Origin of the sequence: Corallococcus macrosporus, from assembly GCF_017302985.1 — a bacterium.
Taxonomy (GTDB): domain Bacteria; phylum Myxococcota; class Myxococcia; order Myxococcales; family Myxococcaceae; genus Corallococcus; species Corallococcus macrosporus_A.
In genome coordinates this window covers 2,360,275-2,381,622 of record NZ_JAFIMU010000007.1, presented here as the reverse complement: position 1 = coordinate 2,381,622, position 21,348 = coordinate 2,360,275, and the positions used below count along the sequence as shown (strand labels likewise).

Below are 21,348 nucleotides of genomic sequence, written 5' to 3'. Positions count from 1 at the left end.
CTTCTGGACGCATGCCGCTGACTCCCCTCTCCGCCGCGCGACTGGCCGCGCTCGATGCCATCGCGCCCGCGGCCCCCGCGCACCTTCCCTTGCTGGAAGCTCATGGCCGGTTCCTCGCCGCTGGTATCGCCGCGCCTCGCGCGCTGCCCGGCTGCGACAACTCCGCCATGGACGGGTGGGCCGTGCGCGCCGAGGAGACCCGGGGCGCCAACCGCGACCGCCCCGCGCGCCTGCGCATCGTCGACACCGTCTACGCCGGCCACCTGCCGCGCCGCACCCTCCAGCCCGGCGAGGCCGCGCGCGTCTTCACCGGCGCCCCCCTCTCCCCCGGCGCCGACGCTGTCGTCCGCCAGGAGGCCGCGCGCCCCACCGACGACGGCACCCACGTGGACCTCTTCGTCTCCGTCACGCCCGGCCATGACCTGCGCCGCGCCGGTGAAGAGGTCATGCCCGGCACGCCGCTGTTCGCCGCGGGCCAGCGCGTGGACGCCACCGTGCTCGGCGTGCTCGCGTCGCTGGGGGAGGCCACCGCGCTCGTGCGCCCCGCGCCGCGCGTCGCCGTCGTCGCCACCGGGGATGAGCTCGTCCCTCCCGGCCAGCCCGCCCAACCGCATCAGGTCTTCGAGAGCAACCGCGTCCTCGTGGCCGCGCTCGCCCGCGAGGCCGGCGCGAACGTCACGCACCTGGACCGCTCGCGCGATGACGAGGCGGAGCTGCACGCGAAGCTGGAGCACCTGGCGCCCCAGGTCGACGTGCTCATCACCACCGGCGGCGCGTCCGTGGGCGATAAGGACTGCGTGAAGCGCGTCCTCACGCGCATGGGCGCGCGCTTCCTCGTGGACGGCGTCGCGCTCAAGCCCGGCAAGCCCATGGCCGTGGCCCGCCTGGGCTCCACCGCCGTCGTCGTGCTGCCCGGCAACCCCGGCGCCGCCACCGTCGCGTTTGATCAATTCGCGCGGCCGCTCCTCTTCAAGCACCAGGGCGTCCTCGAACAGCGCCGCGTCACCCGCGCCCGCCTCTCCGAGTCCCGCCACAAGCAGGCGGGGCTCACGTACCTCGTCACCGTCTCGGCGCTCGAGGCGCGTGACGACGGCGCGGAGCCGTGGGCGCGCCTGCGTCCCCAGGGCGCCGGACAGATTCTCCAGAACGTGGCCGCCCGGGGCTGGGCCGTGCTCCCCGCGGGCCGCGCCGACTTCGCCGAGGGCGAGTCCGTGGACGTGCAGCTCTTCGAGCAGCCGGACTTCCAGCCCGTGGAGGCCGCGTGAAGCCGCTTCCCGCGCTCGCCGTCATCGGCTGGTCCGGCGCCGGCAAGACGACGCTCCTGGAGCGCCTGCTGCCAGAGCTGACCTCGCGCGGCCTGCGCGTGGCGTACGTGAAGCACTCGTCGGACGCGCACCCGCTCCACCGCGAGGGCAGCGACACCGCGCGCCTGGAGGCCGCGGGCGCCGTGCTCACCGGCTTCGCCACGCCGGACGGCACGCAGCTCACCACCCGCGAAGCCCTGTCCCCCGCGCTGCTGGCGCGCGACGCCGGCCGCGTGGACCTGCTGCTGGTGGAGGGCTGGAAGGACGGCCCGCTCCCGAAGCTGGAAGTGTGGCGTGATGGACTCGAGGCACCGCTCGCGGCCTCGCGTCCAGAAGTGCTCGCCGTGGTGACGGACGCGCCCGCGCTCCCGCCCGCCGTCGCCTCGCGTCAACGCCTGCCCGTGAATGCACGCGCCGTCGCGGACTTCCTCACTGCGTGGCTGCGTGATCAATCCGCCCCACGGAAGGTCTCTCGTCCCGAACCGCGCGGCGTCACCCACCGCGACGTGCGCCGCTTCGACGGTGACACGCTCCGTGCGGCGGAGGACGACCGCGTGGCTGTCGAGGAGCCGCTGGAGATCCGCGTGAGCGGCGACACCGTCGCCACCACCATGCGAACCCCAGGCCATGATCGCGAGCTGGCGGTGGGCTTCCTCTTCGCGGAAGGCATCCTTAAAGATGGCTCCGACCTGGGCAGCCTCTTCCACTGCGGCCACCCCGGCGAGGAAGGATACGGCAACGTGCTGGAGGTCGTTCCCGCCGCCGGTGCCGTGCTCGACGTGGAGCGCGTGGAGGCCACCCGGCGCGGCACCCTCACCACCTCCGCGTGTGGCGTGTGCGGCCGCCGCGACGTGGACGACCTGATGGCCACGTGCGAAGTGGTGGCGCCCGGCCCCGTGCTCTCCGCGCGCACCGTGGCCCGCGCCACCGAAAGCCTGCGCGACATCCAGCACACCTTCGAGCTCACCGGCGGAGTGCACGCCGCCGCCGCGCTGGACGCGAACGGAGAGCTGCTCGCCGCGCACGAGGACGTGGGCCGCCACAACGCCGTGGACAAGGTGGTGGGGGCGCTGGTCCTGGCCGGCGCCGTCCGCAGCCCGCGCCGGCTGCCCACACCGCCCTTCCCCACCGCACCCACCGTCCTCGCCGTCAGCGGCCGCGCCAGCTTCGAAATCGTCCAGAAGGCCGCCCGCGCCCGCATCCCCGTCGTCGTCAGCGTGTCCGCCGCCAGCTCCCTGGCCATCGACCTGGCCCTGCGTGCCGGTGTGACGCTGGCCGCGTTCTCAAGGAACGGCCGCTGCAACGTCTACACGGCGACAGAACGCCTGCAGCCCCACCTCCAACCCTCGGGAATCCCTCATGACTTTCGCCATGACCCACCGCGGTGAAGGAGCAGGCAGCCAGGTGTCAGACCGGCATCGTACATGCAGTCGACGACCCGGCCGGGTCAGTTTGGAGTCCACGGAAGATCCAATGGACTCGCCAGACTTCAATGTCCCGGCAAGTAAAGTCGCATCAGACGTCCGGCGGATGGCTCCAAGTTTTCACCTGAAGTCATGTCTTTCTTGCTGAGCAGTGGTTGCGCCGCGACGCACAATTTGGCAGTCTTGCATTTCCTCCTGGTTAAACTTTTCTAGCCTAGACGGTATCCTCTGCGAAACCTGAACGTGAGCAGAGGGGGGTGGACACGATGAGCAGTGCGACTGCAAGCGCCGAGGTCAAGGCTCCCGCGACGACGGTGAATGCGGCCTCGACCGAGGTCACCGATCCGCCGCGCCTGGCGCCGGGCTTCGCGGCGAAGTTGAACCTCACCGTGGACGTGGCGCTGCTGGTGGGGGTGCTGCTGGGGTCCGCGTGGATGCGCGGTGGGCTGACGTTCCCCATGAGCTGGGAGCTGCCCAGCATGGTGGTGACGGCGGTGCTGGTGTGGCTCATCACGGGCACGGCGCTGTGCCTCTATGACTCGCGCTTCGCCGAGCGCAGCAAGCTGGACCACGTGGCGCTGGTGTCCGTCACCACGCTGGCCGTCGTGACGGTGCAGGCGGTGCTGGAGCTGGCGATGCCGGCGGCGGCCCACGTGGGGCTGGCGCCGCTGCTCTTCATCTTCTGGCCGGTGGCGCTGCTCCTGCGCCTGGGCGTCTTCCGCCAGGTGGCCTCGCAGGAGGCCCCCACGGAGGAGGTGCTCATCGTGGGCACCGGCGCCATGGGCCGCTACACGGGCGAGGACCTGCTCAAGCGCGGCCGTCACAAGATTCTCGGCTACGTGCGCTTCCCGGAGGACCACGCCTCCGGCGACAGCCTGCCGGCGGACGTGCTGGGGCCCGCGGACGAGCTGGAGCGCCTCTTGCGCACGCTGCCCGTCAGCGAGGTCTACATCGCGGGCAACACGCTCAAGCAGGGCGAGTCCATGCAGGCGGCCATCAAGCTGGCGGAGCGCTTCGGCGTGCCGTTCGCGCTGCCGGCGCACTCGTTCCGCCTGGACCGCGCCCGCCCGGTGGAGTCCCGCGCGGTGGCGGACGGCTACCTGCACTTCGCCGCGGTGGCGCCCAAGCCGCACCAGATGGCCATGAAGCGCCTGTTCGACATCGCGGTGTCCGCGGTGGCGCTGTGGGCGCTGCTGCCGCTGTTCCTGGTGGTGGCGGCGGCCATCAAGCTCACCTCGCGCGGCCCCATCTTCTTCAAGCAGCTGCGCACGGGGCAGCACGGCAAGCCGTTCTACATGATGAAGTTCCGCTCCATGGTGGTGAACGCCGAGGAGCTCAAGGAGCGCCTGGCCGCGCAGAACGAGCAGACGGGCCCCGTCTTCAAGATGAAGAACGACCCGCGCATCACCGGCATCGGCCGGTTCATCCGCAAGTTCTCCATCGACGAGCTGCCCCAGTTCCTCAACGTGCTGCGCGGTGAGATGAGCATCGTGGGCCCGCGCCCGCCGGTGCCCAGCGAGGTGGCGAAGTACGAGACGTGGCAGCGCCGCCGCCTGTCCGTGCGTCCGGGCCTCACCTGCATCTGGCAGGTCTCCGGCCGCAACCAGATCTCCTTCGAGCAGTGGATGTACCTGGACATGCAGTACATCGACCACTGGAGCCTCACCGGCGACCTGCGCCTGCTCCTGCAGACGGTGCCCGTGGTCATCACCGGTCGCGGGGCAAGCTAGCGACCGGAGTGTGCTTCCCGGGCCCGGCGTTGACGCGCCGGGCCCGTTTGTCTTTCCATGGGGCGGGCCTTCCCCCCCTTGAGTGCGCAGCAGCCCCCTGAAGGCCCGCATCATCCATGACCGTGAACAGTCCTATCTCCCCCTCCGCTGAAGCCGACGACGGCGCCCGTGCGAACGAAGTGCGCGGCGCGGTGCGCAGCACCCTGCAGCTCGGCGGCTCGCTGATGGTGACGTACGCCATCGCGCTGGGCATCCGCGCGCTGATGCCGCGCTACCTGGGCCCGGAGGCGTTCGGCTACTTCAACTGGTCGGAGGCGTTCGCCGCCACGTTCTTCGTGGCCACGAACCTGGGTCTGGAGACGTACATCCGCAAGGAGGTGCCCGTCCGCCCGGACCACGCGAGCGACTTCTTCGGCACCACCATGCTGCTGCGCCTGGCGATGACGCTCGTCCTCATGGTGGCGCTGGCGCTGGTGCTCCACCACACCGGCGAGCCCCCGGAGGTGCAGCACCTGGTGCAGTGGTTCGCGGTGGCCCAGTCGCTCATCGTCGTCAACGCGTCCATGGCCGCGCTGCTGCACTCCAAGGGCAAGGTCGCGGGCCTGTCCGTCTCCAACGTCATCACCAAGATTGTCTGGGGCGGCGGCCTGGCGCTGATGGCCGCGTTCGGCGTGGGCCTGCAGTGGCTGGCCGTGCCCATGGTGCTGTCGGAGGCGGTGAAGCTCATCATCAGCTGGAAGCTGGCGAAGGAGCACCTCAACCTCAAGTTCCGCATCGACATCGCCGCGACGAAGAAGGTGATGAAGGCGTGCCTGCCGTTCTTCCTCACCGCGGCGGCGCTGGCGTGCAACGGCCGCACGGACATGTCGCTGTTGGGCAAGCTCGCGTCGAAGGAGGAGGTGGGCTGGTACGGCGGCGCGTTCAGCATCGCGGGCCTCACGTTCCTCATCTCCCCCATCTTCGGCTGGGTGCTGATGCCCATGATGTCGCGCGCGGCGGCCCGCTCTCCGCAGGAGCTGTCGCACCTGACGCGCCGCTCGCTGGAGGGCGTGCTCGCGTTCACCGTGCCGGTGATGATGGCCATGGTGCTGGGCGCGGACCTGTGGGTGCGCCTGATGTGCGGCCCCGGCTTCGAGCCCGCGGCGCTGCCCCTGCGCGTGCTGTCCCCCATCTTCGTGATGGCCTACGTCACCATGGTCAGCAGCATCTGGCTCACCATGTCCAACAAGGAGTGGTGGGTGACGCTGGCGGCCACCATGGGCGCGGTGGTGAACCCGCTGTTCAACCTGGCGCTCATCCCGTGGCTGTACGGGCGCATTGGCCCGTCCGGCGGCGCCACCGCCACGGCGCTGTCCATGTTCCTGACGGAGGTCATCGTCACGGTGCTCTTCCTCGGCCGCATGGGAAGGAACTCCTTCGACCGGCGTTCGCTGGTCATGGTGGCGAAGACGGCCGGGGTGTGCGGGGTGTGCGTGGCCCTGGACCGCGTGCTCCTGGGCGCGGGCCTGGCGCCGTGGCCCCGGCTGGGGCTGACGGCCGCCACCTACGTGGCCGGCGTGCTGGGCACCGGCGCGGTGCGCCCCGCGGAACTGCTGCAGGTCGTGCGCATGGCGCGCCAGCGCGGTGGTAATGGAGCGGAGGTGGCCGTGCCGGCCGCCCCCGCCGCGTGAGGAGCCCCAGCGCCATGCCGTCCCGCCCGTCCCGATTCCGCGGTCCCGCCTCCCGCGCCCTCGCGTGCGCCGGGCTGCTGATGCTGCTGCCCGCGTGCGGCGGCCTGGGCAAGTACACCTGGGTGAACGACTACCAGGAGAAGCCCGTCGCGTCGGACGCGGAGTACCGAATCGTCCCCGGCGACGTGCTCAACGTGAAGGTGTTTGGCCAGGAGGCGCTCACCACGCGCGCCAAGGTGCGCGAGGACGGCCACATCAGCCTCACGTTCCTGGACGACGTGGAGGCCGCGGGCCACTCGCCGGCCCTGCTGGCGCAGCAGATCCAGACGCGGCTCAAGGACTTCATCAACCACCCCGTCGTCACGGTGTCGCTGGAGGAAGCGCGCCCCATGTCGGTGACGATGCTGGGCGAGGTGGCGAACGTGGGCGCGCACGTGCTGGACCCGGGCGCGACGCTGCTGCAGGCGCTGGGCGCCGCGGGCAGCTTCACGGACTACGCCCACCGCGACCGCATCTTCGTGCTGCGCCGGGAGGACCCGCAGGCCGAGCAGCCCACGCGCATCCGCGTGAGCTACGAGGACATCATCCGCGGCGAGGGCCGCGCGGCGACCTTCCGTCTGCGCCCCGGCGACGTGGTGGTGGTGGAGTAGCCGGATGCTGGACGCGGCCCTCGCGAGCCTGTGGCTGGAGGTGGCCTCCTCCGCCGTGACGTACAGCACCGCGGCCCGCGTGGACACCCGCGCGCGCTCCATGGAGCAGCAGGCCACGGGTGAGCCCGTCGCCCCCGTGGCGGCGGACATGGACATCGTCCCCACGGTGGGCCTGAAGTACGACGACGGCAGCGCGGTGGCGGAGGTGCAGTACGCGCCGCGCATCTCCTTCCGCGAGGCCACCACCAACCCGCGCACGGAGGTGCAGCACGTGGGGCGCCTGCTGGGGGACTGGCGGCCGTCCCGCGGCCTCACCCTGCACGGCACCCAGGAGTTCGTGCTGGGCCAGGTGAACCTCTTCACCAACCTGCCCCTGGGCGGCGGCCTGGGCGACGACCCGACGGTGCCCGGGGACACGCCGGTCCCGGACGTGCCCATCCAGCCGCTGCCGGAGGGCGTGGACACGGTGTTCTTCCTGTCCTCGCTGACGACGCTGGCGGCGGAGACGGTGTGGCTGGGCCCGGGCTGGCGGCTGTCCGGCAGCGCGGGCTTCTCCGCCAGCGGCGGCCTGGACGACGCGGCGAAGGAGGCGGTGCCCTTCCAGTACGGCCCGCGCGCGCAGCTCTCCCTGGGGTACGCCCCCGCGCCCCGGCACACCCTGGCCACCACGGTGGGCTTCACGGACTCGCGCTTCTCCACCGGCGCGCGCGCCACGGTGACGACCTTCACCGGCGCCTGGACGCACCGGCTGGACCGGCGCACGTCGCTGGAGGCCGGGGTGGGCGTGGGCGTGGCCTACTCCGTCCGCGCGACGGAGGACGCCGCCACGGACGACCCGGAAACGCCGGACGTCACCCCGGCATCCACCGCGTCAGGTGGCCGGCGGCTGACGACCCTTCAGGTCGGGGACACCCCGGTGGCGGACCCGGCGCAGCGCCTGGACCTGCTCCCGGACCTGACGCTGGCGGTGTCCCACCGGGTGCCGTCGCGGGTGGCGGACTTCAACGGCCGGCTCTCCGCGCGGGTGACGCCCTTCGTGGACCGGCTGACGGGGCTCGTCTACCCAAGGGCCGACCTGACGCTGAACGGCACCTGGGCGCTGGGGCCGCGCTTCCGGCTTTCCGGGACCGCAGGCAGTGCTTTCGCGGTTGGCGGGGCCGTGGGGGACCGGCAGGTGGTGGGCGGTGTGGGCGCGGGTTGGACGTTGAACCGGTGGGTGGCCCTGGAGGTGGACACCCGCACGGCATGGACTCGCTCGCCCGACGTGGAGGCGGCCCGCACGGTGTGGTCCGCGACGCTGGGACTGACGGTCCAGAAAACGGGTATCCTCTGAGGCTCCCGACATGGCGAAGCTCATCCTCTTGTCCGTCCTCGTTGCCACCATCGCGCTGCCCGGAGCGGCCGCGCGCGATGCGCACCCCTGGCGGGGGATGAAGAAGGCCATCCTCTGGGTGGCCCTCTTCAACGTGGCGTACGCATATGGCGTGCTCGTCCTCGTGCCCAAGTACGGGTTCGGGTGAGGGAAGGAAAGGCGTCAGACGTGATGGAGCTCAACCAGCTCACCGTCCTCCTCGTGGAGGACTCTCCGATGTTCCGCGTCATGCTGCGTGACATGCTCCAGCAGATGGGCGTGAAGAACGTGGTGGAGCAGCCCAACGGCAAGGCCGCCATGGAGTACCTGAAGACGGGCGAGCTCAAGCCGGACCTCGTGTGCCTGGACCTGACGTTGCCGGACGTGTCCGGCTACGACGTCTGCGAGCACATCCGCCGCACGCCCGCCATCGCGCACATCCCGGTGCTGATGGTGAGCGCGCGCAACCTGCCGGAGGACAAGGCGTACGCGGAGGAGGCCGGCGCCAACGGCTACCTGGGCAAGCCCTTCACGCCCGAGGAGCTGGAGAAGCGCGTGCGCCAGGTGCTGAAGACCGCCGCTCCCCGGGGCAGCGCATGACCACGCCCGCCCCGCGCACGCCGCGCCCCGCCGCGCCCCCGCCGTACGTCCCCGAGCGCGAGGAGACGAACGCGCCGGCCGACCTCATCGACTGGGGCTTCCTGTTCGACGGGCTGGGCTTCGTGCGCAGGGCCATCTTCCGGCACTGGTTCCTGGGCCTGTGCATCATCGCGGTGATGAGCGGACTGGGCTCGCTGGCGGCCAAGCTGATGCCGCGCAAGTACCACGTCGAGACGCGGATGCTGACGTACCGCAACCTCATCATCTCCTCGCTGGTGAACCCGGGCCGCTCCATCCCCGTGGAGGCGGATCAGCCCACGCGCGCCGCGTGGGAGATGGTGCTCAGCCGGGGCAACCTCAAGTCCGTCATCAAGCACGCGAAGCTCATCGAGTACTGGGACCACATGCGCTCGCCCATGAGCCGCATGAAGGAGCAGTACCTGAAGAAGGCCCCGCCCCCCATGTCCGACGAGGACAAGGAGGAGGCGCTCATCGCGATGCTGGAGACCAGCCTCACGGTGATGGCGGAAGGAGGCAGCGGCACGGTCACCATCGGGGTGGACTGGAGCGACCCGCAGATGGCCTTCAACATCGTGGAGGCCGCGTCCCAGAACTTCCTCGACATGCGCCACGAGTCGGAGATGGGCGCCATCTCCGAGTCCGTGAACATCCTCCAGGGCCAGGTGGCCAACGAGGCCGCGAACATCAAGCAGGCCATCTCCGACCTGGAGCGCGCGGTGAAGGCCGCGGACGCGCGCCGCAAGAAGAAGGAAGCGGACCCCAAGCAGGCCAGCGCGCGGCAGGCGCTGTTGCAGACGGACCACGCGCTCGCGCAGCTGAAGTTCCTGGTGCAGGCCAAGCGCCGCGCCATCCGCGACGTGGAGGAGTTCCGCAGCCGCCGCCTCACGGAGCTGCGCGCGCAGCTGGCCGAGCAGCGCGTCGTCTTCTCCCCGCAGCACCCGGTGATCGTCGACCTGGAGCAGCGCGTGGCGACGATGCAGGCGGACTCGCCGCAGCTGACGTCCCTGCGCTCCGAGGAGCAGTCGCTCATCCAGGAGTACCTGCGCATGGGCGGCACGGACGTGGACTCCGCGACGGAGGCCTCGAGCGCGGCGGGCTTCGGTGGCCCGATGGCGGGCGCGATGCTGGGCACGCCGGATGATCCGGAGGTGGCGGTGGCCACGGACCGGATGCGCATGGTGGTGATGCGGCACCAGGAGAAGCTGCGCCGGTTGGATCAGGCGCAGACGGAGCTGGAGATCTCCAAGGTTTCGATGAAGCACCGCTACAGCGTGCTCTTGCCGGCGCTCTTCCCGGAGAAGCCGTCCAAGCCGAACCCGAAGCTCATCGCCATCGCGGGTGTGGTGGGCGGGGTGGCGCTGGCGGTGTTCGCGGCGGTGGCGTTGGACATCCTGCGCCGCCGGGTGCTGGAAAAGTGGCAGGTGGAGCGGCTGCTCAAGTTGCCGGTGCTGGCGGAGCTGGAACGGCGCTGAGGATTCGAGCGCGCGGCCGTCCTGGGAAGGGCGGCGCGTGCGCGGGGGTGACACTGTCGTGACGGTCTGGACCTGGGTGGACGTGGCGCTGTGCGTGGGACTGCTGCCGGTGGTGGTGGGCTGCGGCTACCTGCTGCTCCTGACGCTGTTGTCGGGGCGCAAGGCGGCGCCGGTGCCGCCGTCGCCGGCGGCGCGGAAGTTCGACGTCATCATCCCCTCGCACAACGAGGAGCTGGGCATTGCCCGGACGGTGGCGAACCTGTCCGCGGTGGACTACCCGGCGCACCTGCGGCGCATCATCGTCGTGGCGGACAACTGCTCCGACAAGACGGCGGAGAAGGCGCGGGAAGCGGGCGCCACGGTGCTGGAGCGCCAGGACGCGGAGAAGCGCGGCAAGGGCTACGCGCTGGCGCACGCCTTCGAGCGCAGCCAGCGTGACGGCTTCGCGGACGCGGTGGTGGTGGTGGACGCGGACACGGTGGTGTCCTCGAATTTGCTGCACGCGTTCTCCCGCCGGCTGGAGGACGGGGCGCACGGCGTGCAGGCGCACTACGGCGTGATGAACCCCACGGCGTCGTGGCGCACGCGGCTGATGACCATTGCCCTGGGCATGTTCCACCGCGTGCGCTCCATGGGGCGCGAGCGGCTGGGTGTGTCCTGCGGCCTGCGCGGCAACGGCATGTGCTTCACGCACGCGGTGCTCAAGCAGGTGCCGCACGACGCGTTCAGCGTGGTGGAGGACCTGGAGTACGGCATCCGCCTGGCGCGCGCGGGGCACCGCGTGCACTACGCCTGGGAGGCGGAGGTGCTGGGCGAGATGGTGACGGCGGAGAAGCAGAGCCGCTCGCAGCGGCAGCGCTGGGAGGGTGGCCGCGCGCAGATGCGCAAGCTGCACGGCTGGCCGCTCTTGAGCGACGCGCTGAAGCAGAAGAGCGGGCTGCTGCTGGACCTGTCCATGGACGTGCTGGTGCCGCCCCTGAGCCAGTTGGTGCTGGCGACGGTGGCGGGCTCGGTGCTGGCGGCCGGGGTGGTGTGGCTGTCCGGCGGCACGGCGGTGGCGGCGTCCGCGCTGGCGTCGTTCGGTCTGATGTCGCTGGCGCTGTACGTGCTGCGCGGCTGGTGGGTGTCCGGCGTGGGCCCGCGCGGCCTGTTGGACCTGGCGTGGGCGCCCATCTACGTGGTGTGGAAGGTGTGGCTGATGATTCGCGGCCCCGGCGCGGAGAAGAAGGGCGAGTGGGTGCGCACCACGCGCGAGGCGGAGCGCCGGTAGCGCGCTCAGGCGCGGGGCTTCCGCTTCGCCGGGGGCTTCGTCGCGCCGAGTGACGCCTGGATGGGGCACACGGTGTCCGGCGGGCAGAAGCCCTCGGCCATCAGCGTGGTGATGGCGCGGCGCATGCGGCGCAGGTCGTCGATGCGCGCGTCGATGGCCTGCACCTTGGCCTCCGCGAAGCGGGTCACGTCTCGGGTGGGGGTGCCGCGCCGGTCCGTGAGGGCGAGGACGGCGGACACCTCCTTCAGCGTGAAGCCCAGCTCCTGTGAGCGGCGGATGAAGCGCACGCGGATGGCGGCTTCCGGGCCGTAGAGCCGCTGGCCGCTCTCGCTGCGATCCATGGGCAGCAGCAGCTTGCGGCGCTCGTAGAAGCGCAGCGTGGACAGCTTCACGCCCGACGCGCGGGCGAGCGCTCCGATGCGCAAGGGGCCTGCTTCAACGGGCCGTCGCGGGGATGCCACCACGCCACCTCCTGGCGCCGAGGATGGCACCGCCCTGGGCGAACATCCACGCCAGCTCCAGCACGAGGAACCCCACGAGCACCCGCGTCGCACCCTGCGTGAGGGCCCACGCCATCCACGTGGAGAACAGCGCCCGGCCCGCGGTGTCGATGGCGCCATTGAACGCGGTGGGGTGGAAGAGCCGCACGACGGACCACAGCGTCACGATGGTGCCGAACAGGGCCACGAAGAACAGGTGCGTGGACGAGAACGCGGGCAGTGGATCACCGCCCATCCCCAGCGCCTGGTGCACGGACTGGAGGTTCGACAGCACCGCCTGCGCGGTCCACGGCGTGGCGAAGGGGACGGTGACGACGAAGTCGTACAGCGCGCTGGCGAAGACGACACGGCGAAGCAGGGACGAATCAGGGTTCATGCGAAGACCCTAACCCCTGCACCTTGGTGCAGAGGCAAGGGCCTCCGTTCAAGAGGGCGCAGCGACTCGCCGCGCGCCGAGCAGCAGCGCGCCCTGCACGAACATGCCCGCGGCCTCCATCACGAGGAACGCGCCAAGGATCCGCGTCGCCCCCTGCGAGAGCACGAGCACCATCCACGAGGTAACGAGCCCCCGGCCCACCGTGTCGATGGCGCCATGCAGCGCGGTGGGCTGGAGGATGCGAATCAGCGCCCACATGACGGCGAGCACGCCGAAGAGGGCGACGAAGAACAGGTGCACGGGAGCGAAGGCCGGCATGGGCTCACCGCCCGGCGCCAGTCCCTCGTGCACCCACCGCATGACCCCCAGCATCGCGCCCGCGGTCCACGGCGTGGCGAACGGCAGCGTGACGCACAGGTCGTAGACCGCGAAGCCACGGACCGCGCGCTGGAGCAGGGAGGGGCTCACCGCGCCCTCAGTCCGCCAGCGGCATGCCGAAGTCCGGCTGGCCTCGCTCGCCGGAGACCCAGCGGTACACCTCCAGCACCTGCTCCGCCTTCGCCTTCCAGGTGAAGTGCTTGAAGATGCGCGCCCGCGCGCGCTCGCCCATGGGGCCAATCACGGACGGATCCGCGACCAGCTTCTCCAGCACCCCGCGCACGCGCTCGACGATCTCCTGCGGCGTGCCCATGGGGATCGCGAAGCCCGTGGACGGACTGACGATCTCTCCCGGACCGCCGTAGTCCATCACGATGGGCACCAGCCCCAGCGCCATGGCCTCCGCCACCACCGCGCCGCCGAACTCGCGCACGCTCGGGAAGCCGAAGATGTGGTTCTTCGACAGGCGGCCCTGCAGCTCCTGGTGCTTCACCCAGCCGGCGAACGTCACGCCGCTCTCCAGCCCGCTCCTGGCCACCTGCGCGCGCAGGTTCTGCATCTCCGCGCCGTCGCCGATGAGCTCCACCTGCACCTTGCCCTCGCGCACCAGCGGCGCCGCCGCGTCGATGAGCATGGACATGCCCTTGTACGGCACGAAGCGCCCCACGAACGCCACCCGCAGCGGCTCGCCGGGCTTCGGCGGCTCCGCCTTCGCGCTGCCGAAGCGGCGCACGTCGATGGCGTTCTCCGGGATGTAGACCACCTTGTCCTGGTACTCCTGGGACAGCTGCGCCCGCGTCGCCCGAGAGCCCATCATCAGCGCCGCCGCGTTCTGCCGCGTCGACTTGTAGAAGGGCATCAGCTTGTAGACGTCCCGGATGTAGCTCAGCCACTCGCGCTCGCGCAGGCGCGCGTCCCCGAAGCCCTTGGGCCACGGCAGGCCGCCGTTCATGGGGCCCATGATGAAGGGCACCCCGGCGTCCGCGCACCGCGCCGCCAGCGTGCTGGGCGTCGTGGGGGAGATGGGCGTGTAGCGGTGCACCACGTCGAATTCCTTCGCGCGGATGCGGTCCCCGAAGCGCCGCCAGAGCAGCTCCTCGAAGAAGTAGTACGGCAGCACGCTCAGCGCCGTGGCCGTCGTCCAGCCCACGCCCGCCTTGCCGCGCAGCACCTCGCCCACCTTCTCCAGCGGGCGCTCCACCGGCGTGGAGTCCAGCGCGGTGAAGTCCTTCCCCTCCACCAGCCCCTGCTTGAGGATGTTCTCGCGGTTGCGGACCTGGGTGACCAGGTGCACGTCCGCCACCTCGGCGAGCGCCCTGGCCAGGGACCAGCCTTCCAGGGGAACGCTCACCCAGTCTGGGTTGCACAGCTCAGCAATCAGGAGGACGCGGGGTCGGGAGCCAGCCATACGGCATCCGCATCTATCCCAACCCGGGCCCGGGATATAGCCTCCCCCTCGCTCCGATGGCCGCCTTCAAACCCTCCCCCGCCGCCTGGCTCCAGTACATCGTCATGGTCGTGGGCCTGGGCGCCGTCACCCTGGGTGCGGCCGCCGTGGGTAACGGGGACCCCATCGTCACGCTGGCGCCCGTGCTGGCCCTCACGGTGGTGTGGTGCATCCTGAAGATGCCGCTGCGCTACCTGGCCATCGCGGTGCTCTACCTGGTGCTCGCGGTGGACTACACACCCGAGCGCCCGCAGTCGATGTTCTGGCCCTCGCCGCTGTTCCCCCTGGGCAAGCTGCTCTTCACCCAGATGCATGAGCTGGTGGGCATTGGCGCGCTGCGCTTCCCGCTCATCGACGGGCTCATCATCGGCGCCATTGGCATTGGCATCTACCGGCGGGCCACGAAGTCGAAGATCGATCCGCCGGTGGTGCCCATCCCCCGGCCGCTGGCGGTGGTGCTGGCGCTGTCCTTCTTCTCCATCATGTGGATGGAGGTGTGGGGCATCGTGCGGGGCGGGGACATCAAGAACTCGCTCTGGCAGTGGCACCAGGCCGCGGTGCTCCCGCTGGTGGCGATGATGTACCAGTACAGCCTGCGAGGGCCGGAGGACTGGCCGCTGGTGGCGAAGACCATCATCGCGGCGGCGCTGACCAAGTCCGCGGTGAGCACCTACTTCGCGCTCGTCATCGTGCCGGCGCAGGGGCTGGAGGTCGAGTACACGACCTGCCACTCCGACTCGATGACGTTCATCTTCGCGCTCACCGTGTGCATCACGCGCTGGCTGGAGAAGCCGAAGTCCGGCCATGCCATCCGCGGCATCATCATCATGGTGCTGGTGTTCATCGGGATGCTCTTCAACGACCGCCGGCTCGCGTACGTGAGCCTCGTGGGCGGGCTGGCGGCGGCGTACTTCTTCAACCCGTGGACGCCGCTGAAGAAGGCCCTCACGCGCGGCCTCATCGCGTGCTCGCCGCTGCTGGTCGTGTACTTCCTGGTGGGGTGGAACTCGAACAGCGGCGCGTTCAAGCCGGTGCAGACCTTCAAGTCCATCATCGAGGGGCAGCACGCCGAAGGAGAGCTGGACTACCGCGACATCGAGAACCTCAACCTCATCGCGACGTGGAACACGAACCCCGTGTTCGGCACGGGCTACGGGCACGAGTTCCTGGAGCCCTACCCGCTGCCCAACATCGCGTTCGTGTTCCCCACGTACCGCTTCCATCCGCACAACTCGCTCCTGGGCCTGCTGGCCTTCGGCGGGTGGTTCGGGTTCACGGGCGTGTGGATGTACCTGGTGGTGACGGTGTACCTGGCGGCGCGCTCGTACCACCGGGCGTACGCGGCGGAACACCGGACCGCGTGCCTGGTCATCGTGGGCGTGGTGGCGTCCTACCTGAACCAGGTGTTCGGAGACATGGGCATCATCTCGTACATCTGCACCTTCCAGGTGGCCGTGGCGTCGGTGCTCGCGGGCAAGCTGGCCATGGTCACCGGCGCGTGGCCGTGGCCCCAGCGGGAGAAGGTGCTGGGCCTCACGCGCGCGGCGCCGGAAGAGGTCCCGCCCACCGGCGCGACGGCGGCCTAGCGCGGGCCTGGCGCTGGCCTAGCGCTGGATGGCCAGGATGCGCCACCCGCGCGTGTCGATGGCGTACGTGGCGCTCGCGTCCGTCACGGGCCCTTCGGAGTTGCACGCGTCCTGACGGGGCACGAAGCGCACGAACATCACGCCCTCCGGCCCGGGCGCCGTCCACACGTCGAAGGAGTCCCGCCGGTAGAGGCACAGCTCGTCCGCGGTCGCGCCCTTGTGCGGCTTGAGGTCCAGGGGGCGGAAGTCGTCCATCGCCAATTGGGTGGCGGCCGCGACGAGGGCGGGCGTCTGCGTGCGCCCCTCCGCGGGCAGGTCCTGCGGGAACTGGAAGCGGGCCGCCTCCTCGGGCGGCGCATGGGGAGGCCGCACCGGCCGCGTGAAGAGCGCGCAGGCGCACAGGGGCAACGCCAGCAGCGCCGCCAGCCCGCGCTTCACCACCACCCGCCGCACTGCCGAACCCTCGCGCCCCATCTAGTCCTCCACGGGCGTGATGAAGCCCGTGTCCTTGTCCGCTTCGTGGATGTACCCGATGAGCTTCCACGCCTTGCCCTGCCGCAGGTAGACCTCGCCGGGACGCGCCTCGCCCTTGTACGGGACCAGCTTCGTCACCGTGCATCCTGAATCAAATTGGACCCGCAGGGTCCAACGTTGTGACTGACTCCAGCGGTCCTCCTGTGACATTCCCGACGGGAACCAGGGGTGGCTGTGGAAGTCCGCCAGCGTGGAGGGCGAGCCCCGGTCGTCCCGGACGGCGAAGGGCACGATGCAGCTCTTGCGGTGCAGGTCCGCGCCCACCAGCGTCGTGCGCCCCAGCGGGGACGGCCAGCTGGCGTAGTACTCCCCGGAGCCCAGCGAGTAGATGAGCCCGCAGTACTCCTGGCCGTAGTCGCGCTCCTTCGCCCGGTCCAGCGCCATCACCGCAGGGCAGAGCTGGTCGATGACCTCGTCCACGTCCGCGGAGGGGTGCACCGCCGGCCAGGGGCCCTTCACCCAGACCCGCGCGCCCCGCTGGCCGAAGAGGGTCTCGCTGCCGCTCTGGAAGTAGGACGTGCCGGCGCAGCCCACCAGCAACGCCACGCCCACCGTCCATGCAATCCGTCCGCGCATCCCGTCTCGCCGCTCCCGTGAGGGGAACCGGGAAAGCGCATAGCACGGCCAAAACTACAAAACCAGAATTCAAAGAAAGTCATAGCGGGCCTGTCCGCCCTGCGGCCGGCCCTTGGCGTCTCGCGTCATCCCCGGTGGACAGCTCCGGCCAGGGATGATTGTTTGCGTTCAAATCATCTACCGGATGAGGAGCGTGCCGTGCGCCGTTTCGTGACGCCGTGGTCGTGGGGAGTGCTGCTGCTGGGGCCCGGGGTGGCCTTCGCCCAGACGGTCGGGCTGGAGCCCCGGTCGCCGCTGCTGGAGCTGCTGCCGCCCGTGTTCCTGCGCCCGATGGGGACGCTGGCGGCGTGGCAGTGGCTGGGGCTCGCGGTGGTGCTCATGGGGGCGTGGGGGCTGGGGCGGCTGGTGGAGGCGGTGACGCTGCGCGTGGGTGCCCGGGCCGCGGGGCTGACGAAGTCCGGCTGGGACGACGAGCTGCTGGCGGCGGGCCGGGGGAGCATCCGCTTCGTGCTGGCGGGGATGCTGGCGGCGGCGGGGGCGCGGTTCCTGCGGATGCCGGTGGAGGCCGAGGCGGCGGTGGACCTGGGGGCGCGCTCGGTGGTCATCGTGGCGGTGGCGCTGTTCGTGCTGCGCTTCCTCACCCGGGCGGCGCGGTTCGTGGAGCAGAAGGTCGCTCAGTCGCCGGAGGGCACGGACGTCGCTCGGGTGCGGGGCTTGCGCACGCAGTTGTCCATCCTGCGGCGGGTGGTGGAGGTGGCGGTGGTGCTGGTGGCCGCGTCGCTCCTGCTCCTCCAGTTCGAGGCGGTGCGCAACGTGGGCGTGTCGCTGCTGGCGTCCGCGGGCATCGCGGGGCTGGCCATTGGTCTGGCCGCGCAGAAGTCGCTGTCCACGCTGCTGGCGGGCATCCAGCTGTCCATCACGCAGCCCATGCGCATTGGCGACACGGTCATCATCGAGAACGAGTGGGGCTGGGTGGAGGAGATCACCCTCACCTACGTCGTGGTGAAGGTGTGGGACCTGCGCCGGCTGGTCATCCCCATCACGCAGTTCCTGGAGAAGCCCTTCCAGAACTGGAGCAAGGTGTCCCCGGAGATATTGGGCACGGCGGAGCTGTACGTGGACTTCCGCACGGACGTGCCCGCGGTGCGCGCGGAGCTCAAGCGCATCCTGGAGAAGGAGTCCAACGGGCTGTGGGACGGCAAGGTGCAGGGGCTGCAGGTGACGGACCTGAGCGAGCGCACCATGAAGCTGCGCGCCCTGGTGAGCGCGGCGGATTCCGGCAAGGCGTTCGACCTGCGCTGCCTGGTGCGCGAGAAACTGGTGGCCTGGCTCCAGGCCCAGCCGCACGGGCTGCCGCTCTTGCGCGCGGAGGCCACGCCCCTGCCCTTCCCGGAGGAGAAGGCCGGAGCCGTGCTGCCTGCCCGGACGGGAAACAGCGCCCGCGTGTGAGTCAGTGCCGCATGCCCACGGAGAGCTTGCGCTGCTCCGCGATGGGCTGGAGCCGCTCACGCAGCTGTTCGCGCACCTGGTGGAGCCACCAGCCCACCGTGCCCGTGGAGCGGCCCACCTGGGCGCCGATGCTCACGTAGGAGCGCCCCTGCGCGCGCAGGTGGAACACCTCCCGCTGCTGCGGCGGCAGGCGCTCCACCGCCTCGCGCAGGTCCTTCTCCTGGATGAAGGTCCAGAGCTCGCCGCCCTCGGCCTCCTCCGGGTCGTCCGCGAGCACCGTCACCCAGCCCGCGTTCACCGCCTTGCGCTGCTCCGCGCGGTGGTGGCGCAACAGGCTGATGGCCCGCGTGTTGATGACCCGCCCCGTCCACGCCCGGAAGGCCTCCGCCCCCTGGAGATGCAGCCGCTCCTTCCACGCCTCGTCCAGCGCGTGCTGCACCAGGTCCTCCGCGTCCGCCGCGTTCCCCAGGATGCGCTGGGCGTGCTTCAGGAGCCCAGAACGGAATTGGATGACCAGCTCCGCGAACGTCTGCATCTCTTTGTCAGCCATGGAAGTGCCCCCCGAGCCGCGTTCCGTGCATGACCATGATGACAAAGGTTTCCAAATAAGGCTTCGCACCCTTTACCTGAATTACTCAGAGTGTCTGGAAATCCTATCCCACCCGGTGATTTCCACCGCCGCTGTCGCGAATGCATCCAGTGTCTGTCTTTCGGGTGTCCACCGGGGGCATGCGTCCCGGGGTTTCCGACACAAATTGGCTGGGATGATCAGCAGTCGTCACCCCAAGCAGCTCCTGCCGACGAAGACCCTCCGGGGCGATTGACCGGCCCCGCGTCGCGTGGGGCAAAACGCCCCGGATCCGCTGAACCCGTGGGCGCGTGGGGCAGAACGCCCCGGTTTGGCGCATGAAACACGCGTGAAACCACGGCAGGGTTCTTGCTGACACGTCCCCTGTCCCGCGGCCGGCGCCGGATCCTCCTGCCCCACACCCCATGACGGATCCGGCGCTGGCCGCGAGGCAGGAAGGCGGCATTCCCTCGTGCTCGAAACCCGGCGCCCCGAGTCGGCCGTCCGCGACGTGCTTCCGTACCGGAAGCCGAAGCTGGGACGGGACTACTGGATCAAGGACAACGTCCTGCCCAACGCGCTGGAGGTCTACGAGCGCAACCTGGCCCGCGAGGACTGGACCCAGGGCGCGCCCTGGCGCCCCGAAATCTGGCCCGGCATCCGCGCGCCCCACGCGCTCACTCCGGAAGAGCTGGCGCCCGTGGAGCGCTGGATTTGCGAACAGGCCGGCGTGCGCGGCCTCAAGCAGGAGGCCCCGGCGCAGGGCTCGCTGTCACACAACCACGTGCAACTGGTGGGGGAGAAGGAGTCCACCGCCAAGCCGCACGTGGACTCGCTGGCGCTGTGTGACTTCGCGGGCGTCATCTACCTGCACCCCCGGCCGCCCGTGAGGCACGTGGGCACGTCCTTCTACCGGCTGCGCCTGTCCACGGGCGGACTGGGCGGCAACACCTGCCCTCCCGGCTGCGCCAACCTCACCCAGGCCTTCGGCGTGACGCGGCTGCCCGCGAACGCGTGGGTGCAGGACGTGGAGGTGGAGAACGTCTTCAACCGCCTCATCGTCTACCGAGCCGACTTCGTGCACTCGGCGACCGCGTACTTCGGGCAGGGCGACAAACGCAGCAAGCGCGCCACCGCCCTGTTCTTCTGGAAGGCCGTGCGTTAGGGCCGCGCGTCCAGCATCCGCGCCAGCATGTCCGCGCTGCGCTCGCTGCTGAACTGCTCCTCCACCTTGCGGCGGCCGGCCTCGCCCAGGCGGACCGCTTCCGCAGGGTCCCGCGCCAGCTTCTCCAGCTTCTCCGCCAGCACCGCGGGGGCCTGCGGCGGCACCAGCACGCCGTCCACGCCGTCGTCCACCAGCTCCTTCACGCCGCCCGCGCCCGTCACCACCACCGGCGCGCGCATGGCCATGGCCTCCATGATGGCCACGCCCAGCGGCTCCTGGAGGCTCGCCAGCGAGAACAGGTGCGAGCGCTGGATGCCGTCCTTCACCACGTCCTCGCTCACCGCGCCCAGCAGCGTCACCGCGTCCGTGAGGCCGTCCTGCGCGAGCTTCGCCTCCAGCACCTTGCGGTACGTGGTGCCGCCCGCCTCGTCCTCGCCCGCGATGGACAGCCGCGCGTCGATGCCCTTCTTGCGCAGCATCCCCACCGCGTCGATGAGGTCCGCGTGCCCCTTGCACGGGTTCAGCCGGCCGCACGCGAACAGCCGCAGCGGGCCCTCTCCGGACCACGGCTCGTAGGCCACCGTGCGCTGGAAGCGCGACAGCTCCACGCCCATGGGCGCCAGCTCAATCCGGTCCGGCAGGCTCCCGGCCAGCGCCTGACGCACCTCCGCCAAGAGCTTCTTCGTGATGACGAAGGCGAACTTCGCGTGCCGCCACTTCTCCCGCTGGTTCGGCCCGTAGTCGTCCAGCGGCCCGTGCAGCGTCATGCTGTACGTGAGCCCCGACAACAGGTGCGCGAACATGGCCACGTGCGCCGCGTTGGCGCAGGAGTGCACGTGCACGTGCGTCCAGCCGCGCTCGCGCGCCAGCGACGCCAGCCGGCCGCCCATCACCGCGAACGCCACCAGTTGCGCGCGGCCCTTCGCGTCCAGCCCTTCCGCCCGGGCGATGGAGGCCAGCACCCGCGCCCAGCCCGTGGGCATGGCCCGGGCAATCTCCAGCGCGGCGCTCAGCACGCCCAGGGGCGGCGGCGGCGCCAGGTACTCCGTGCGCGACATGGCCTCGCGGGCCCAGCTGTGGCTGATGATGCGCGCGGGCGGCGGACGGGTGGACACCAGCTCCGGCGACACACCCTTCCCCGGCAGCGCCTGCAGCTCGCGCCAGAAGAAGATGTGGGTCTGTCCGGGGAACTCGGGAATCAGGTAGCCGATCTTCTGCACGCCCCATCCATAACACGCCGCGTCCCCCTCGCTCCCCGCGCCCGGAAGGGGCCAGGG

Annotated in this window: 21 protein-coding genes; 13 read left to right on the top strand and 8 right to left on the bottom strand. The window is 70.7% G+C overall.

The window, feature by feature from the left end; genetic code table 11:
* Window positions 1-11 precede the first annotated feature (11 nt).
* The 10 genes from JYK02_RS22190 to epsU all read left to right on the top strand — a co-directional run bounded on the left by JYK02_RS22190 (window position 12) and on the right by epsU (window position 11,492).
* On the top strand, window positions 12-1,265 hold the full coding sequence (locus JYK02_RS22190; RefSeq protein ID WP_207053819.1) for a molybdopterin molybdotransferase MoeA: 1,254 nt from the start codon (window positions 12-14) through the stop codon (window positions 1,263-1,265).
* Entirely contained in the window at window positions 1,262-2,692 is a 1,431-nt protein-coding gene (gene fdhD / locus JYK02_RS22185; protein ID WP_207053818.1) for a formate dehydrogenase accessory sulfurtransferase FdhD, read from the top strand. The genes JYK02_RS22190 and fdhD overlap by 4 nt, the downstream gene beginning before the upstream one ends.
* 293 nt (window positions 2,693-2,985) lie before the next feature.
* The gene (epsZ, locus tag JYK02_RS22180) at window positions 2,986-4,458 is read left to right on the top strand and encodes an exopolysaccharide biosynthesis polyisoprenyl-phosphate hexose-1-phosphate transferase EpsZ (RefSeq protein ID WP_207053817.1); all 1,473 of its coding nucleotides are present in this window, start codon (window positions 2,986-2,988) and stop codon (window positions 4,456-4,458) included.
* Window positions 4,459-4,574: 116 nt separating this feature from the next.
* Window positions 4,575-6,128: an exopolysaccharide biosynthesis flippase gene (wzx, locus tag JYK02_RS22175; RefSeq protein WP_242588844.1), complete on the top strand. Its 1,554-nt coding sequence runs from the start codon at window positions 4,575-4,577 to the stop codon at window positions 6,126-6,128.
* A gap of 14 nt (window positions 6,129-6,142) precedes the next feature.
* The gene (epsY, locus tag JYK02_RS22170; RefSeq protein WP_207053816.1) at window positions 6,143-6,778 is read left to right on the top strand and encodes an exopolysaccharide export protein EpsY; all 636 of its coding nucleotides are present in this window, start codon (window positions 6,143-6,145) and stop codon (window positions 6,776-6,778) included.
* 4 nt (window positions 6,779-6,782) lie between these two features.
* A complete protein-coding gene (gene epsX, locus JYK02_RS22165) occupies window positions 6,783-8,111 on the top strand; it encodes an exopolysaccharide export protein EpsX (protein ID WP_207053815.1) in 1,329 nt (442 codons plus the stop codon).
* Between the two features lie 10 nt (window positions 8,112-8,121).
* Window positions 8,122-8,298, top strand: a complete 177-nt coding sequence (locus JYK02_RS22160; protein WP_207053814.1) for a hypothetical protein — start codon at window positions 8,122-8,124, stop codon at window positions 8,296-8,298.
* 23 nt (window positions 8,299-8,321) lie between these two features.
* Window positions 8,322-8,729, top strand: a complete 408-nt coding sequence (gene epsW, locus JYK02_RS22155; protein ID WP_207055269.1) for an exopolysaccharide biosynthesis response regulator EpsW — start codon at window positions 8,322-8,324, stop codon at window positions 8,727-8,729.
* Window positions 8,726-10,222 (top strand): PCP family exopolysaccharide biosynthesis protein EpsV, encoded by a 1,497-nt coding sequence (gene epsV, locus JYK02_RS22150; RefSeq protein WP_207053813.1) that lies wholly within the window; start codon window positions 8,726-8,728, stop codon window positions 10,220-10,222. Before epsW ends, epsV begins: the two co-directional genes overlap by 4 nt.
* A 58-nt stretch (window positions 10,223-10,280) precedes the next feature.
* Window positions 10,281-11,492, top strand: a complete 1,212-nt coding sequence (epsU, locus tag JYK02_RS22145) for an exopolysaccharide biosynthesis GT2 family glycosyltransferase EpsU (RefSeq protein WP_207053812.1) — start codon at window positions 10,281-10,283, stop codon at window positions 11,490-11,492.
* A 5-nt stretch (window positions 11,493-11,497) separates the two neighbouring features.
* On the opposite strand, the gene JYK02_RS22140 is transcribed toward epsU, so the two are convergent.
* From JYK02_RS22140 to epsH, 4 genes are read right to left on the bottom strand one after another with little or no spacing between them, the layout of a single operon-like run.
* Window positions 11,498-11,953, bottom strand: a complete 456-nt coding sequence (locus JYK02_RS22140; protein ID WP_207053811.1) for a MerR family DNA-binding protein — start codon at window positions 11,951-11,953, stop codon at window positions 11,498-11,500.
* Complete coding sequence (locus JYK02_RS22135; RefSeq protein ID WP_207053809.1) at window positions 11,928-12,368, bottom strand: hypothetical protein; 441 nt, start codon at window positions 12,366-12,368, stop codon at window positions 11,928-11,930. Before JYK02_RS22135 ends, JYK02_RS22140 begins: the two co-directional genes overlap by 26 nt.
* Window positions 12,369-12,416: 48 nt before the next feature.
* Window positions 12,417-12,836: a hypothetical protein gene (locus JYK02_RS22130; protein ID WP_347402549.1), complete on the bottom strand. Its 420-nt coding sequence runs from the start codon at window positions 12,834-12,836 to the stop codon at window positions 12,417-12,419.
* A gap of 7 nt (window positions 12,837-12,843) precedes the next feature.
* Window positions 12,844-14,097 carry an exopolysaccharide biosynthesis glycosyltransferase EpsH gene (epsH, locus tag JYK02_RS22125; protein ID WP_347402548.1) on the bottom strand — a complete coding sequence of 418 codons (1,254 nt, stop codon included), beginning with the start codon at window positions 14,095-14,097 and terminating at the stop codon, window positions 12,844-12,846.
* A gap of 113 nt (window positions 14,098-14,210) precedes the next feature.
* Between epsH and wzy the strand changes: the two genes are divergently transcribed.
* On the top strand, window positions 14,211-15,779 hold the full coding sequence (gene wzy / locus JYK02_RS22120; RefSeq protein WP_242588843.1) for an exopolysaccharide repeat unit polymerase: 1,569 nt from the start codon (window positions 14,211-14,213) through the stop codon (window positions 15,777-15,779).
* 18 nt (window positions 15,780-15,797) lie between these two features.
* On the opposite strand, the gene JYK02_RS22115 is transcribed toward wzy, so the two are convergent.
* The gene (locus tag JYK02_RS22115) at window positions 15,798-16,253 is read right to left on the bottom strand and encodes a hypothetical protein (RefSeq protein WP_207053805.1); all 456 of its coding nucleotides are present in this window, start codon (window positions 16,251-16,253) and stop codon (window positions 15,798-15,800) included.
* Complete coding sequence (locus tag JYK02_RS22110) at window positions 16,254-16,889, bottom strand: hypothetical protein (RefSeq protein WP_207053803.1); 636 nt, start codon at window positions 16,887-16,889, stop codon at window positions 16,254-16,256.
* A 198-nt stretch (window positions 16,890-17,087) separates the two neighbouring features.
* Between JYK02_RS22110 and JYK02_RS40485 the strand changes: the two genes are divergently transcribed.
* Complete coding sequence (locus tag JYK02_RS40485) at window positions 17,088-18,338, top strand: mechanosensitive ion channel domain-containing protein (protein ID WP_207053801.1); 1,251 nt, start codon at window positions 17,088-17,090, stop codon at window positions 18,336-18,338.
* 1 nt (window position 18,339) lies between these two features.
* On the opposite strand, the gene JYK02_RS22100 is transcribed toward JYK02_RS40485, so the two are convergent.
* Window positions 18,340-18,888: an RNA polymerase sigma factor gene (locus JYK02_RS22100; RefSeq protein ID WP_207053799.1), complete on the bottom strand. Its 549-nt coding sequence runs from the start codon at window positions 18,886-18,888 to the stop codon at window positions 18,340-18,342.
* 490 nt (window positions 18,889-19,378) lie between these two features.
* Here JYK02_RS22100 and JYK02_RS22095 point away from each other — a divergent pair, with 490 nt between their 5' ends.
* A complete protein-coding gene (locus JYK02_RS22095) occupies window positions 19,379-20,071 on the top strand; it encodes a hypothetical protein (protein WP_207053797.1) in 693 nt (230 codons plus the stop codon).
* Here the strand turns inward: JYK02_RS22095 and epsE are convergent.
* Entirely contained in the window at window positions 20,068-21,291 is a 1,224-nt protein-coding gene (gene epsE, locus JYK02_RS22090) for an exopolysaccharide biosynthesis GT4 family glycosyltransferase EpsE (protein ID WP_207053796.1), read from the bottom strand. The two genes, JYK02_RS22095 and epsE, sit on opposite strands and share 4 nt — an antisense overlap.
* Window positions 21,292-21,348 lie beyond the last annotated feature (57 nt).